12 protein-coding genes and 1 pseudogene are annotated in these 15,293 nt (G+C 37.9%); 8 read left to right on the forward strand and 5 right to left on the reverse strand.

All coding sequences use genetic code 11. The features are described from left to right. Positions 1–65: 65 nt before the first annotated feature. Positions 66–995, forward strand: coding sequence for a class I SAM-dependent methyltransferase (locus TY13_RS09115; protein WP_042474636.1), 930 nt, complete (start codon positions 66–68; stop codon positions 993–995). A 50-nt stretch (positions 996–1,045) separates the two neighbouring features. Here TY13_RS09115 and TY13_RS09120 read toward each other — a convergent pair whose 3' ends face one another. Beyond that, the gene (locus TY13_RS09120; RefSeq protein ID WP_042474639.1) at positions 1,046–1,492 is read right to left on the reverse strand and encodes a universal stress protein; all 447 of its coding nucleotides are present in this window, start codon (positions 1,490–1,492) and stop codon (positions 1,046–1,048) included. A 434-nt stretch (positions 1,493–1,926) separates the two neighbouring features. Here TY13_RS09120 and ald point away from each other — a divergent pair, with 434 nt between their 5' ends. Both ald and TY13_RS09130 read left to right on the forward strand, forming a co-directional pair. Continuing rightward, the gene (gene ald / locus TY13_RS09125; RefSeq protein ID WP_042474641.1) at positions 1,927–3,051 is read left to right on the forward strand and encodes an alanine dehydrogenase; all 1,125 of its coding nucleotides are present in this window, start codon (positions 1,927–1,929) and stop codon (positions 3,049–3,051) included. Beyond that, positions 3,051–3,818 carry an ABC transporter ATP-binding protein gene (locus TY13_RS09130; RefSeq protein ID WP_042474644.1) on the forward strand — a complete coding sequence of 256 codons (768 nt, stop codon included), beginning with the start codon at positions 3,051–3,053 and terminating at the stop codon, positions 3,816–3,818. Before ald ends, TY13_RS09130 begins: the two co-directional genes overlap by 1 nt. Before the next feature lie 73 nt (positions 3,819–3,891). Here TY13_RS09130 and TY13_RS09135 read toward each other — a convergent pair whose 3' ends face one another. Then, the gene (locus TY13_RS09135; protein WP_042474646.1) at positions 3,892–4,980 is read right to left on the reverse strand and encodes a M24 family metallopeptidase; all 1,089 of its coding nucleotides are present in this window, start codon (positions 4,978–4,980) and stop codon (positions 3,892–3,894) included. 120 nt (positions 4,981–5,100) lie between these two features. On the opposite strand from TY13_RS09135, the gene TY13_RS09140 reads away from it, so the two are divergent. Further along, positions 5,101–5,781, forward strand: a complete 681-nt coding sequence (locus TY13_RS09140) for a metal-dependent hydrolase (protein ID WP_042474648.1) — start codon at positions 5,101–5,103, stop codon at positions 5,779–5,781. 445 nt (positions 5,782–6,226) lie between these two features. Beyond that, positions 6,227–7,495, forward strand: a complete 1,269-nt coding sequence (locus TY13_RS09145; RefSeq protein ID WP_042474651.1) for a cytosine permease — start codon at positions 6,227–6,229, stop codon at positions 7,493–7,495. Between the two features lie 59 nt (positions 7,496–7,554). Here the strand turns inward: TY13_RS09145 and TY13_RS09150 are convergent. Both TY13_RS09150 and TY13_RS09155 read right to left on the reverse strand, forming a co-directional pair. Continuing rightward, a pseudogene (locus TY13_RS09150) lies at positions 7,555–7,758 on the reverse strand (GNAT family N-acetyltransferase); the annotation flags it as partial. A gap of 81 nt (positions 7,759–7,839) precedes the next feature. Then, entirely contained in the window at positions 7,840–8,976 is a 1,137-nt protein-coding gene (locus TY13_RS09155; protein WP_042474657.1) for an amidohydrolase, read from the reverse strand. Positions 8,977–9,186: 210 nt separating this feature from the next. On the opposite strand from TY13_RS09155, the gene TY13_RS09160 reads away from it, so the two are divergent. Beyond that, positions 9,187–10,494, forward strand: coding sequence for a DRTGG domain-containing protein (locus TY13_RS09160; protein WP_042474659.1), 1,308 nt, complete (start codon positions 9,187–9,189; stop codon positions 10,492–10,494). Positions 10,495–10,670: 176 nt separating this feature from the next. On the opposite strand, the gene TY13_RS09165 is transcribed toward TY13_RS09160, so the two are convergent. Further along, entirely contained in the window at positions 10,671–10,976 is a 306-nt protein-coding gene (locus tag TY13_RS09165) for a YtpI family protein (RefSeq protein ID WP_042474662.1), read from the reverse strand. 93 nt (positions 10,977–11,069) lie between these two features. On the opposite strand from TY13_RS09165, the gene TY13_RS09170 reads away from it, so the two are divergent. Together TY13_RS09170 and dnaE are read left to right on the forward strand one after the other, a co-directional pair. After that, the gene (locus TY13_RS09170) at positions 11,070–12,011 is read left to right on the forward strand and encodes a DHH family phosphoesterase (protein WP_042474664.1); all 942 of its coding nucleotides are present in this window, start codon (positions 11,070–11,072) and stop codon (positions 12,009–12,011) included. Between the two features lie 16 nt (positions 12,012–12,027). Next, positions 12,028–15,063 (forward strand): DNA polymerase III subunit alpha, encoded by a 3,036-nt coding sequence (gene dnaE / locus TY13_RS09175; protein WP_042474667.1) that lies wholly within the window; start codon positions 12,028–12,030, stop codon positions 15,061–15,063. Positions 15,064–15,293 lie beyond the last annotated feature (230 nt).

A 15,293-nucleotide genomic window follows, 5' to 3' on the forward strand; every position in this document is an offset into this window, starting at 1 on the left:
CTGAGTGGGTTGTTTCCCTTCATAATGAAAAAAGGCATTAAAGTTAATCGCAGAGAGGATTGCTTATGGAAAAGTTTGAACAAATTTTTATGCATATAAATGGTGAGGCAGAGAAGCGTGAAGAAAAGCATGAGCAAACGTATTTAGAAGCCCTTCTTAGCACTTTAGAGGATACGCTGGATGGAGAGTTTTCTTGGCATGTAGAAGGAGCTACGAAAGAAGAAATGCGTAAAGCGATTCAAATCGCAATACTAAAAGGGATGCGCAAAGGCTCTCAACCAAATCACCAAATGACACCAGATTCATTAGGGCTTTTGGTTAGCTATTTCGTTGAGCAATTTTTCGAAAAAGAATTGGCACAAGGGGCAATATCTATACTTGATTTAGCGGTGGGTACAGGAAATTTACTGTACACGATGATGAATGCACAGGAAGGTAAAATTCAAGCAACTGGTATCGAGGTGGATGAGTTGCTTATTCGTTTAGCTGCGGCGACTGGGGATTTAGTTGAACAGCAAGTAACGTTATATCGTCAAGATGCACTAGATAAACTGTTAGTTGATCCAGTAGATGCGGTTGTTTGTGATTTACCTGTTGGCTATTATCCGAATGAGGAGGTAGCGCTTGATTATGAGCTTTGTGCTGCGGAAGGGATGAGTTTTGCTCATTACCTATTTATGGAGCAGGCGATTCAATATACGAAAGATGGCGGCTATTTATTTTTCTTAATTCCAGCTAATCTTTTTGAAGCAGAAGAGGCGAAAAAGCTGCATCAATATTTAAAGGCTAATGCATGGATTCAGGCGGTCATTCAATTACCTGAAACATTATTCTCTTCAAAAGCACATGAAAAAAGTATATTAATATTACAAAAGCAGCATAAGGAATTGCGAGCACCTCGTGAAGTGCTGTTAGCAAAAGTGCCAAATATGTCGAATAAGCAAGCGCTGTCGATGTTCTTTGAAAAAGTGCAAATGTGGAAGGAAAGTAAATAGAAGAACATAATAAAAAGGCTGTCACTATCGAAGTGACAGCCTTTTTAAAATCATTCAGGAGTACGAATTACTAATACATCACAATTTGCAGAACGAACGATTGCTTCAGATACAGAACCAATTAGGAAACGTTCTACAGCGTTCAAACCTGTAGCACCACAAATGATTAAATCCGCAGTTACAAGCTTAGATAATTCTTTTGTAATAATTGACTTTGGTGAACCATATTCAATTAAAGTTTTAACGCTTGTAACGCCTTCATCGATTGCTTGTTGTTTGTAGCCATTTAATAACTCTTCAGAGAATTTTTGAGCGCGTTCTGCGATTGAACGGTCATAAGCTTCCACTGCTGCAAATGAACGAGTATCAATAACATTCACTAAGTGAAGTGTTGAACCTGTATTACGCTTTGCAACATCAAGAGATTTGCGGAACGCATATTCCGCTTCTTTGGAACCGTCTACTGCTACTACGATGTTTTGGTAATGATTTGCCATAAGTAACTCCCCTTTACATGTGTATACTTATATTATAGCAAAATTTTTACTTATGAGAATACTTATAGAGTAAAATAGGTAAATATAAGAATCTTTTGTGTCAAAAAGAGTTATTTTTATACATTTCTCAGCTTCATCTGTGGAACTTGGGGAGGAATTAAAAAAATAGCATGTTGTTTCAGCTTTTTATAGAAATTTCAAGCAATGAGCACATGTATCTCTCTAAGAAAAAATGTATTCACTTTGTTAATCACAACTTTTGGCGATGAATTATTTTCAGAAAATAAACAAAAATAAGTGAATTCAAAATTATGATTATGATAACTTTTTTTAAAAATTAAGTTTGTTTTTTAAAAGAAAATTGATAGAATTAATGTGGATTTAAGAGTAATTGAGAACAATTACTTTCCATAATGAAGAGGAGGAGAAAGTTAATGAAAATTGGGGTACCGAAGGAAATAAAAAATAACGAAAACCGTGTCGCTATGACACCAGCAGGAGTAGTTACACTAGTTCAAGCAGGCCATGAAGTTATTATCGAAACAGGTGCTGGATTAGGTTCTTCTTTCACAGATGCTGATTATGTGGCAGCAGGTGCTGCAATCGTGCCAACAGCCGCTGATGCGTGGAATGCAGAAATGGTAATGAAAGTTAAGGAGCCAATTGCAAGCGAATATGGCTATTTTTCAGAAGGTTTAATTTTATTCACATATTTACATTTAGCTCCAGAGCCAGAGTTAACGGCTGCATTGCTAGAAAAGAAAGTAGTAGGTATTGCTTATGAAACAGTACAATTACCGAACCGTTCTTTACCATTATTAACTCCTATGAGTGAAGTAGCAGGTAAAATGGCAACGCAAATTGGTGCGCAATACTTAGAAAAAACAAATGGCGGTAAAGGTATTTTATTAGGTGGCGTTTCAGGCGTACAACGCGGTAAAGTTACTGTAATTGGTGGCGGTATTGCAGGTACAAATGCTGCTAAAATTGCAGTAGGTATGGGTGCAGATGTTACAGTTATCGATTTAAGCCCAGAACGTCTACGTCAAGTAGAAGATATTTTTGGTCGCGATGTGCAAACATTAATTTCAAATCCATTTAACATTGCAGAATCAGTGAAAAATTCTGATTTAGTTATTGGTGCGGTATTAATTCCAGGCGCTAAAGCACCGAAGCTTGTGTCAGAGGAAATGATTAAATCAATGCAACCAGGCTCAGTTGTAATTGATATTGCGATTGACCAAGGTGGTATTTTTGCAACGAGTGATCGTGTAACAACACACGATAACCCAACATATGAGAAGCACGGTATCGTTCACTATGCAGTAGCGAATATGCCAGGTGCTGTACCACGTACATCAACTGTTGCATTAACAAACAATACAGTACCTTACGCACTACAAATTGCGAATAAAGGCTATGTACGCGCATGTAATGAAAATCCTGCTCTAAAATTAGGAATTAATACAATCGACGGTAAGGTTGTGTATGAAGCGGTAGCATTAGATCAAGGTTTATCATACACGCCTGTTGATGAAGTATTAAATTCATTAGCTTAATGATTCATATTGAAAACCTCCTGTTATATCGTAATGGGAAAACTATTTTGCAGGATATAAATTGGAAAGTACAGCGCGGAGAGCATTGGGCTATTTTAGGGTTAAATGGCAGTGGTAAAACAACATTGCTAAAAGTGATAAATGGTTATATTTGGTCAAATGAAGGCTCTGTTCAAGTATTAGGTGAAACTTACGGCAAAACAGATATGCGTGAAGTTCGTAAATCAATTGGATGGGTAAGTGCCGCAATGATTGAACAATTTAACCGTTTAGACCCAGTTATTGAAATTGTTTTATCAGGGAAATTTGGTGCAATTCGTTTATTTGAATCGGTTACTAATGAAGAAATTGAGGAAGCAGTAGGCTTACTTAAGCAATTTGGTATCCACCATTTAGCGAATACGTCCTTTGAATTTTTGTCGCAAGGAGAGCGTCAACGAGTACAGATTGCGCGTGCTTTAATGGCAAAGCCAATGTTACTTATTTTAGATGAGCCTTGTACAGGCTTAGATTTGATTGAACGCGAAAATTTACTACAGACAATTGCACAAATTGCGGATAAAGACGAAGTGACATTACTTTATGTGACGCATCATGTTGAGGAAATACTTCCTTGCTTTAGCCATACATTGTTAATGAGGGATGGGCGAATTTTTGCCCAAGGACCTCGTGAGCAACATCTGACTGCCGAATGCTTAAGCGAATTTTTCGGGCAAGCTGTTGCTGTTCAAATTGAAAAGCAACGTGCTTGGGTTGCTGTGAAATAATAAAAGTCGAGAATGCTGTTTGTAGCATTCTCGACTTTTTAATTACGAACTAAAGGTGAATCAGCCTTATTGATTATAAAATCACTAGCTCTTTCGTAAATTTCGTTAGCACTTCAACGCCGTCCTCTGTTACGACTACATCATCTTCAATGCGTACACCTGTTACGTCAGATTTATAAACGCCTGGTTCAATTGTGAACACCATACCTGCTTGTAATGCAAGTGTGTTTGCACCTGTCACAGAAGGGTATTCATGCACTGAAATACCTAAGCCATGCCCTAAGCGATGTGTGAAATACTCACCGAAGCCTGCCTCTGTAATAACATCACGAGAAATTTTATCTAAATCACATGCGCGTACACCTGGTTTTACAGCTGCAATTGCCTGTTCATTTGCCTCGCGTACAGTGTTATAAATTTCCTTTTGTGCATCACTTACTTCTCCAAAAGCAACCGTACGTGTAATATCTGAGCAGTAGCCTTCATAAATGACACCTAAGTCAAATAAAATCATGTCACCACGTTTAATTTTGCGATCGCCAGGTGTGCCGTGAGGAGAAGCGGATTTTTCGCCAGCTAATACCATCGTATCAAAGCTCATTGAGTAGCCTTTTGCTTTAATAGCTGATTCAATTGCATTTAAAATTTCCATTTCTGTTTTGCCCTCAGCAATTTCTTTGCAGCCGACTTCTACTGCATAATCTGCTAATTTTGCAGCTTCACGCATTTTTACTAGCTCTGCTTCATCTTTAATAACACGCATTGCATTAATTTGGTCATCAAGACGTTCAAATGATGCTGTTGGGTAAAAGCTTGTCAAAGCTTCTAGACGCTCTACTGTTAAGTGAGATTTCTCAATTGCAAATTTTGTAATTGTAGTGCCACTTTTTGCGATTTTTTTCGCAAGGACATCCCATGCATTTTCTGTGTCTAAATGGCCGATTACATCATATGCCCAGCCAGCCGCTTTAGCATCGGGTACTTCCATTTGTGGACAAATTAAAAATGGTGCCGCATCTTTGAAAACAACTACACCAAGTAAGCGCTCATGTGGGTTGCTTTTGAAGTTTGAAAAATAAAACACGTTGTCAGGTGTTGTAATAAATGCAGCATCAATATTGTGCTGTTGTAAATAATTTTGTAATTGTTGAATTTTGCTCATCAATAGAACCTCCGTTTAGTTGAATGTATTCACTTTACTAGCATATCAAAAAAAGAGGGAAAATTGCAGAGATAGAGAATATATTTTTATGTAACAATTTTTTTGAAGGGGGCATTATCAATGCAAATATCTTACCATGGACATTCTGTAGTCAAAATTATAACAAATGATACAACAATTTTAATTGACCCGTTTATTCGAGGGAACGCGTCAACAGATTTACAAGTAGAGGAACAAAAGCCTGATGTTATTTTATTAACACACGGTCACAATGACCATGTTGGCGATACGGTTGAAATTGCGAAAGCAAATGATTCATTAGTTGTCGCACCAAATGAATTAGCGGATTTTATTGGCTGGCAAGGTGTCAAAGTCCATAATATGCATATTGGAGGAGCGAAACAATTTAATTTTGGTAAGGTGAAATTTACACAGGCTTTTCATGGATCATCATTTGTAACGGAAAACAATGAAATTATTTATACAGGTATGCCAAGTGGGATTTTATTTATGGCAGAAGGTCTAACGATTTACCATGCAGGTGATACAGCACTATTTGGTGATATGAAGCTAATTGGTGAGCGCCATCCAATCGATATTGCTTTTTTACCAATTGGTGACAACTTTACGATGGGACCAGAGGATGCAGCGTATGCAGTATCGCTATTAAAACCGAAAATTGTTGTGCCAATTCACTACAATACCTTCCCACCAATTGTTCAAGATCCACAGTATTTTGCTAACTTAGTAGAAGGGGCAGAGGTACAAATTTTACAAGCAGGAGATTATGTGAAGCTATAATTAAAGAGAGCAATAGATTGTTATTGTTTAGTTGAATAAGGTTGGGAAGTGCTTAATTTGGCGGGGTATTCATCCCCACTATTTGTTAGCCTTCCCAACCTTTTTATTGCTTGTTAAGCGTAGACAATATTGCATTTTTCAATCCATTATTGTTGTTCATAATGACTAAGTAAACACAATTTTTTTGGTTTATTTGTATAAAGACAATAGAGGGAAATACTATACAATAGCTTGTATAGGGTCATGTAAGCGTTTTAATTTCCGATTGCGGATTTGTGAACGACTAAATTTAAAATGTAAGCTTGTTAGCTGCTTAATATTTATATTTAAAAAGAGATGTAAGGAGGAGAGCGCGTTACCGAGTTAAGTAGACTATATTCCATTGTGAATTTATTTAGATAATATGACCTTAAATAATAGCATTAGATAGTTGAGGTGTATACATATGTCAACCCAAAGTAATGAGCAAACATTATTAGACCCGGAATTTGAACATACCGCTGTACCTTTAGAGTACCGTAAAAAATTCTCTTCAGTATCTGCAGTTTGGTATAGTTTCCCTTTAGTATTAACTAGCGCGGTAATTGGTGGGGTCGTCACAGCTATGCTCGGATTTAAAATGGGTGTTGCTGCTATCCTAACTGGTAACTTGCTATTGTGTGTTATAGTTGGAGCCTTAAGCTACCTTGCAGGAAAAACAGGGGAGAACTTCGCCATTTCTGCAAAAAGAACTTTTGGACAATTTGGTTATTTAGCTGTATCAGGATTACTCTCTACTGTTGTAATAGGATGGTTCGCACTAATGGTGGGACTTACAGGTGATACGATGTTCCGCTCATTTGGAGCCAACTTATTGTTAATGACAATTTTAGGTGGCGTACTTTATGTTGGAGCTACGTTTATCGGGATTAAGGCGTTGACTATCTTAGGATATATTGCTGCTCCTATGTATCTAATATTGGGCATAGTTTCTGTATATATTTCTATGAAAAATGGTTCGACAGATATTATCAATTTCCAACCAATAGCAGGTGTAGGGGCTTTATCATTTGGAGCTGCGGTTACTATGGTTTTTGCTACCTTTACTGATTCAGGTACAATGACGGCTGACTTTACTCGTTGGGCGAAAAACGGCAAGCAAGGGTTTTTAGCAGCATTTACAGCTTTCCCAATTTCAAAATTCATTGCAGAAGTAATTGGAGCTATTATTGTAGCAACTGGGGTTGTTTTAAATCCTGAAGCTACTGGTGGAGATTTTATTACAATTTTAGCAGATGCAGGTCCTTTGCTTTCAGTTCTAGCTATTATTTTTGTTTTCATTAATCTAGGTGTTGGTTGTACACACTGTTTATATAACGGTGCAGTTGGCTGGTCACATATGACTGGCGGTAAAATGAGAACATTAACACTTGTATTAGGTATCATCGGTATAATTGTCGCTATAACAGGCATTTGGAACGCTTTCCAAACGTGGTTAAATCTACTTGGATTAATTGTTCCTCCAATCGCAGCAATCATTATTATGGATCAACTAGTACTGAAAAGAAAAAATGATGAAACAAAGAAATGGCAACCTCTTGCATTTATCGCTTGGGCATTAGCAGCAATTGTAGCGTTAATCGTCAATGCTTATGCACCACAACTTTCGGTTGTTGTTGCGGGTCTTGTGTCTTCAGCTATTTTCTACTTGATAGGTCATAAATTGATGAAATGATTAATTAAATGGGTATAGCCAGGAAGTGGCTGTACCCATTTTTCTTAGCTAGAGGAAAATCACCCAAATGGAAAAGAATAGCCTTTATAATTAAATATATTTTTGAATCCTATATTCTCTGCAACTGCAACTGAAGGCTTGTTAGACTCCATGCAATCCCAATAGGGCAACATATTATTAACTAAACAATCCTTTACAAAAGCTAAAGCTACTATTTGCGCTAATTTTTTCCCTTGATGTTCTTCTAAAGTTTCAATATCCAATTATACCGCAAAATGGAATGTTTGTATTCCTTTATCAACGACAAAGGAAATAAGGAGATTCCCACTAATTGAAGCTTCACTTTATTTATATACAACAGTGCCGTTTATATAAGTTTGGTGGATTGTTGTACGTAAATCAAACGGATCACCATTCCAAATAACGAAATCGGCATCTTTGCTAACTTCGATAGAACCAACCTGTGACTCAATACCTAAATGCTTTGCTGCATTAATTGTAATTGCTGCAAGCGCCTCTTCCTCCGTCAGTCCATGCTTTATTGCAAGAATAGCACTCGTTAATAAATGAGTAATGCCAACAACCGGATGATCTGTCGTAATTGAGAATGGTACGCCAGCCTCCCGTAAAGCGATAAGCGTATGCCAGCCTTTTTTCGAGTTTTCATTTTTTGAGCGAGCAGACATTGTTGGTCCGACAGAGACACGAATATCATGTTGTGCGATAAAATCTGCCATTAAATGTCCTTCTGTACAATGCTCTATCGTCATTTCGATATTAAATTCACGTTTGATGCGTAGTGCTGTTGCAATATCATCTGCACGATGCGCATGAATGCGAAGTGGTATTTCCTTTTTTAAAACTTTAGCGATATTTTCTAAGCCTAAATTTCTGTTGCACAACCCTGATTCACGCTGCTCTAAATAATTTTGACCAGCAATTAGCATTTCGCGTAAACGCCCCGCAACGCCCATACGTGTTGTCGGCATCTTTCCTTTGCCGCCATGAGTGTTTTTAGGATTTTCTCCTGTGGCTGCCTTTAGACCTGAAGGGTTTTTAACAATCATTTCATCAACAACAGATTTCGCAGCAGTTTTTACAATGACCATTTCACCACCGATTACGTTTGCGCTACCTGGCATAATTTGAACGGTTGTCACACCGGCGCGTCTAGCATCCTCAAAACCGATATCCTGCGGTTGAATCCCGTCTAATGAGCTTACTTCAGGTGTTGATTCAGAGCTTATTTCATTGAAATCATGACCAGCCTTGCCTACGCCTTCAGCATGAACACCTAGATGTGTATGTACATCGATTAAGCCTGGTGTAATAATTTTTCCCTGCGCATCCATTGTTGGAATGTTTGCTAGTACTGAAGAAATAGTACCAATTTCTTTGAATTTACCATCTTCAATTAATAAATCTCCATTAATGATTTCCCCTGTGCCAGTACGAATTTGTGCGTTTTTAATATGTAACATAGTAATCCCTCCTACCCGTCAATTATACTAAACTATAAAGGACTATGTTATAAAATTAATGAAATTATTTTTATTTTCTAAATTTTTACGCATTCTAATACATAAATAGAAAACTAATTTTCAGCCAAATGAAATACACTTTTTGTTTTGTATGCAATGTTAGGAAATATGATACACTAGTAGCAAGGAATGTAGGGAATAGGTGATTGTATGTCAACAAAACATGAGAAGATTTTGCAGTATATTGAATCACTGCCTGTAGGGGAGAAAATTTCAGTCCGTCAAATTGCAAAGGAAATGCAAGTGAGTGAGGGGACTGCTTATCGTGCTATTAAAGAAGCGGAAAATCGTCGTCTTGTAAGCTCGATTGAACGTGTCGGAACGATTCGTATTGAAAAGAAGAAAAAAGAAAATATTGAGCGCTTAACGTTTGCAGAAATAGTTAATATTGTAGATGGGCAAGTGCTTGGTGGTAAAACAGGATTACATAAAACATTAACAAAGTTTGTCATTGGTGCAATGAAGCTGGATGATATGATGCGTTATACAGATGCAGGTAGCTTGCTAATTGTTGGTAACCGAACACAAGCACATGAACATGCTTTGAATGCGGGGGCAGCCGTATTAATTACGGGTGGTTTTGATACAACAGATGCCAATAAACAATTAGCAAACGATTTGAATTTGCCGATTATTTCAACAAGCTATGATACTTTTACAGTTGCAACGATGATTAACCGAGCGATTTACGATCAGCTTATTAAAAAAGATATTTTATTAATTGAGGATATTTATGTGCCGATTGAAGATACAGCGGTTTTACAAAATGATCAAACATTGCGTGATTTTAGGGAGCAAAACAGACGTACTTCACACGGAGCTTTCCCTGTCGTAACAAGCCAACAAAGGCTCGTTGGGATGATTACAGTAAAGGATGTTATCGGCAAAGAAGACACGGAACTGATTGAAAAGGTGATGACGAAAAATCCGATTGCTGGCTCGATGAAGACGAGTGTTGCATCTGCAGGGCATCGCATGATTTGGGAAGGAATCGACTTATTACCCGTTATTAACGATGATGGCACTTTACAAGGTGTAATTAGCCGTCAAGACGTCTTAAAGGCATTACAGCTTGCCCAACGCCAACCACATCAAGGGGAAACGATTGACGATTTAGTGAAAAATGAGATGAAGATGATTGATGAAGAGGAACTTGCTGTAGAATTTACAGTAACACCTCAAATGACAAATCAATTTGGCGGTATTTCCTATGGTGCGTTTACGACGCTTCTTGCTGAAGCAGGTACTTTTGCATTGAAAAAACGCAAGCGTGGTGAAGCTATAACAGAAAATATGACTATTTATTTCATAAAACCAGTTCAAATGGAAAGCATACTAACTGTTAAGCCGCGAATTTTAGATATGAGTCGGAAATTTGTTAAAATGGATTTTGAAGTATTCAGTGAAACGTTATTAGTCGGAAAAGCGATGATGACATTCCAACTTTTAGAGCGTTAAATGACAGCAGCTCATACACATATTTGATAGAGTTCAGCTTCACTTATTTATGTTTGAAATTTATGGGGCTGTCTTGAAAATGAGTGTTTTTAAACTTTTAAAGGGTTAACATTTTAATAAAAAAGTTGTCCGAAAAGCGGTGCTAACCTGCTTTTCAGACAACCTCTTAGAGTAAGCTATTTATTTAGCTCATATTCTTCATGCACATATTTACCTTCATGGCTAGCGCGTTTGTAATTATTATACGCTAAACCTGCACCAACTAGGAAGAATACGACAGCAACACTATAGCCAACTGCTGTTGGATAAATGATTGTTGCATTTAGTCCAAATGCAATGATAAAAATGCCTAGTGCAACGCCAGCTTTTGCCGTATACCACTTTTTTCGTATTGGTAGTGTTGAACGAAATTGTTTTGTTTTATAATAAAAATAAAACACAATTGATACGACGATAAAGAATACAAAAATTAAATTTAACATAGTGAACCTCCCGTAAAGCAAAGCTGTTACTATTGTACAAACTTTTATGAAAAAATGCGAACGGATTTCACTTGAAATAAGGAGGAAAAACACTTGAAACGTCAAATCATCGACACAATTGAGCAGTACAATACAATTATTATCCATCGACATGTGCGCCCGGATCCAGATGCTTATGGCTCACAGTTTGGTTTAAAGGAGTTAATACAGGCAAATTATCCAGAGAAAGTAGTGTACGCTGTAGGGGAACATGATCCATCACTTACATTTTTAGCGAAGCCTGATAGTGTATCTGATGAAATGTTTGATGGTGCATTAGTTATTGTAACGGATACAGCGAATACTGAACGTGTAGATGATGGGCGCTACGCTTCAGGTGCCATGCTAATAAAAATTGACCACCATCCGAACGATGATTCGTATGGCGATTTACTATGGGTTGATACAAGCGCAAGTTCTGTAAGCGAAATGATTTATGAGCTTTACGAAGAGGGCAGGGCTTATAAAGAATGGATTTTCCCAGACGCGGCAGCTCGCTTATTATTTGCAGGTATTGTAGGAGATACAGGGAGATTTTTATTTTCAAGTTCAACAGTTAAAACATTTGAAACGGCAGCTCAGCTTATTCAATATAACTTTAACCGCAACGAAGTGTTTGATGGTATGTACGAAATGGAGCCACATTTATTACAACTGCAAGGATATTTTTATCAATACTTTCAAATGGACGAGAATGGTGCAGCTTCGTTGAAAATTACGAAAGATATATTGGAAAAATACGGTGTTACAGCTTCTGAAACCTCTTTGTTAGTAGGTTCATTAGGTAATGTAAAAGGTATTTGCGCATGGGTCATCTTTATTGAAGAAGGCGATACGATTCGAGTGCGTTTGCGTTCAAAAGGACCAATTATTAATGAGCTAGCAAAAAAATATAATGGTGGAGGACATCCTTTAGCCTCTGGTGCTTCAGCGTCTTCATGGGAAGAGACTGAGCGTATTGTAGAGGATTTACAGGAGCTTTGTAGGAACTATTAATGTAAGGGGGATGAAGATGGTAGTTTATCCACAAATAAGAACGAGCGCGGATTTATTAAAAAGCACGATAAGGATTGAAGCGCTCATCCCTTTTTTACAGCAACAAAAGGCAGAGGCATGTGCTATCGTTAACTCGAGGCTATATGGTCTTCTGCCTTTTTGGCACGAGATGAAGAAGGCTGGCATTCATCCAGTCATAGGGCTAGCAGTGAATGTGCAATTTTCAGAGGATGTAAATTTGCCACTTATTTTATATGCACAAAATAATGCTGGCTATCGTCATTTATTAAAAATTAGTAGTAGTGTCGCTATTCGAAAAGATGAAACTTTACCGTTTCGCTGGTTAGCAGGCTATGCTGATGGTTGCATTGCGGTTATTCCAGCACTAGCTGGGCAAGCGATATGGTTAGAAAGTAGCAATAGGCAATTTGCAGAGCAGCTGAAGCAGTTGTTTGTTGAGCGGCTTTTTATTGGTATTGAGAGATTAGAGACGGCTGCTGATAATGAGCAAGAAGCTGAGCTTTTAAGCGCACAAATCGCTACCCCCATAATGGCAATTCATGAAAGTACATTTATGACAAAAGAGGATCATTTTGCCTATGAAATAGCACGTGCTATTGATACAGGTGTGAAAGTTGGCTTAACTTTTAATTTGAAATTAAAGCATCGCTACGTATTAACCGAGGAACAATGGCGGCAATTCTTTTATGATCATCCAGAATGGCTAAAGCAAACAGAGCAAGTGTTAATGAGCTGTCATGTCACAATAGAGCAGCATGCTACTTTTATGCCAAAATTCCCAATTACAAATGGGCAAACAGCGGAGCAATTATTATATGAGCGTGTGTTAGCTGGCTTGCAGCAAAGGTTAAAAAGAGCGCAAATACCTACTACCTATGAGCAGCGTATGCAGCATGAATTAAGTGTAATTTGTTCGATGGGCTATGCAGATTATTTTTTAATTGTGGAAGACTTTATGCGTTTCGCAAGAGAGCAGCAAATTTTAACAGGTCCAGGACGAGGCTCCTCAGCTAGCTCGCTTGTTGCTTATGCGCTACATATTACACAGGTGGATCCGCTGCAATATGATTTATTATTCGAGCGTTTTTTAAATCCCGAACGTGTTACGCTACCTGATATTGATATCGATTTTGTCGATACGAAAAGGCAGGAAGTTATTCAATATGTAGCGAACAAGTATGGCCAGCAGCATGTCGCACAAATTATTACATTTGGTACTTTATCCGCTAAAGCGGTAGCACGTGATGTCGCAAGAATGCTGGAATTTGAACAGACTGAGCTTGAGCAAATTTCGAAAATGATCCCAAATAAGCTAGGGATTACGCTACAAGATGCTTATAATGAATCACAAATCTTGCGCAATTGGGTACAAGAAAAGCCTGAACATGGTCGTTGGTTTACAACCGCGCAAAAGTTAGAAGGCTTACCGCGAAATGCTTCAACACATGCTGCAGGTGTTGTATTAAGCCCTGTACCACTTGTTGAGGTTGTACCGATTGAGGAAGGACATGACCAGATTTTTTTAACACAATGGCCGATGCGTGAAGTAGAGCAAAGTGGTTTATTAAAAATGGATTTTTTAGGGCTGCGTAATTTAACAATTTTAGAGCAAATCCGACGTTCTGTCCAATATACGCATGGACAGGAAATCAAGTTTGAGGAAATACCATTGCAAGATCAACAAACTTTTGCACTTTTACAAGCAGGAGAAACAATGGGTATTTTCCAATTGGAATCAGAAGGTATGCGTCAAGCATTAAGAGAAATAAAGCCATCACATTTTTTAGATATCGTTGCTGTAAATGCTTTATATCGACCAGGACCAATGGATTTTATTGCTACCTATGCGCGTAGAAAGCATGGACAGGAGCAAGTGTCGATGTTACACCCAGTGCTCGAACCGATATTGCAGGAAACGTATGGTGTACTTATTTATCAAGAACAAATTATGCGAATTGCTAATGTTATGGCAGGCTTCTCAATTGGTGAGGCGGATATTTTGCGCCGCGCAATCAGTAAAAAAAATCGCCAAGAATTAGAGCGCGGGCGCGATCGCTTTATTGTCGGTGCACAGCAAAAAGGCTATGAGGCTCAAACTGCAAACGAGGTATATGCATTAATCGTGCGCTTTGCAGATTACGGCTTCCCGAAAAGCCATGCCGTCGCCTACAGTTTAATTTCTTATCAGATGGCTTATTTAAAGGCGCATTACCCTGTGAATTTTTATGCTGCTTTATTAACAAATGCTACAGGAAATACAGAGAAGCTTGTGCAAATTTTAATTGAGGCGAAAGCAAAAGGAATTACCATTTTACCACCGTCGATTCAAAAAAGCGGACGCCACTTCAAAGTGGAAAATGGTCAAATTCGTTACAGTCTATCAGCAATTAAAAATGTTTCACAACCCTTTTTAAAAAGCTTACTGGAAGCAAGAAAAGTAAGAGAAACGCCATTTAAAGATTTATTCGATTTAGCAAGCTCTCTTTCAACTTCTGTTTTCCAGCAAAAAGCAATAGAGCCGTTGATTAAGGCTGGTGCTCTTGATGATTTTAATTTGGATAGGGCAGTGTTACTTGCTTCTATTGAAGCGGCACGAAAGCATATGGACTTTAACGTTGGTAAGCCGAAATTAGCGGTAGTTGAGCCTTTATCACAACAGCAAAAGTTACAATATGAAAAAGAAGTTTTAGGTCTATATTTGTCAGAGCATCCGTTAACAAGATGGCGAACGACGATTCAGGTGAATGCAACAACATATAATTTGCAGAAGCAACGAGATGGTCAGTATGTAAAAATACTTGGTGTTATTGAGGAAATAAAACAGATTCGTACAAAAAAAGGGGAGCTTATGGCATTTGTTGAGCTACAGGATGAGTATGGTAGTATTTCTGCTACATTGTTTCCAAAAGAATTTGCCGTGGTTCAGCAGCAGCTTGAACTAAATCATATCGCTTACGTAGAGGGTGTGCTTGAATTTAGATTTGGTAAACCTCAAATAAAAGTAAAGCATATGCGTGTACAAGTAATATAATTGCAAAGATGAAAACTGTGCTAAGTACAATTTTTTGTACTTGGCACAGTTTTTTCTTTACTTTTTATTGAAAGTTATGTATATTGATAACGTACAAAAGTGGTCTGACCACTTTTGTGATAAACAGTGAAGCTGTTAAAAATCGCACCTATAAGTAAAAAAACGTAGGGAGTATGTAGATTGACTGCTGCATGCTCCCCCTGTAATTTGCATGGCTGAACTGAAAATGT

Source organism: Bacillus ndiopicus (assembly GCF_000612805.1).
GTDB classification, from domain to species: domain Bacteria; phylum Bacillota; class Bacilli; order Bacillales_A; family Planococcaceae; genus Metasolibacillus; species Metasolibacillus ndiopicus.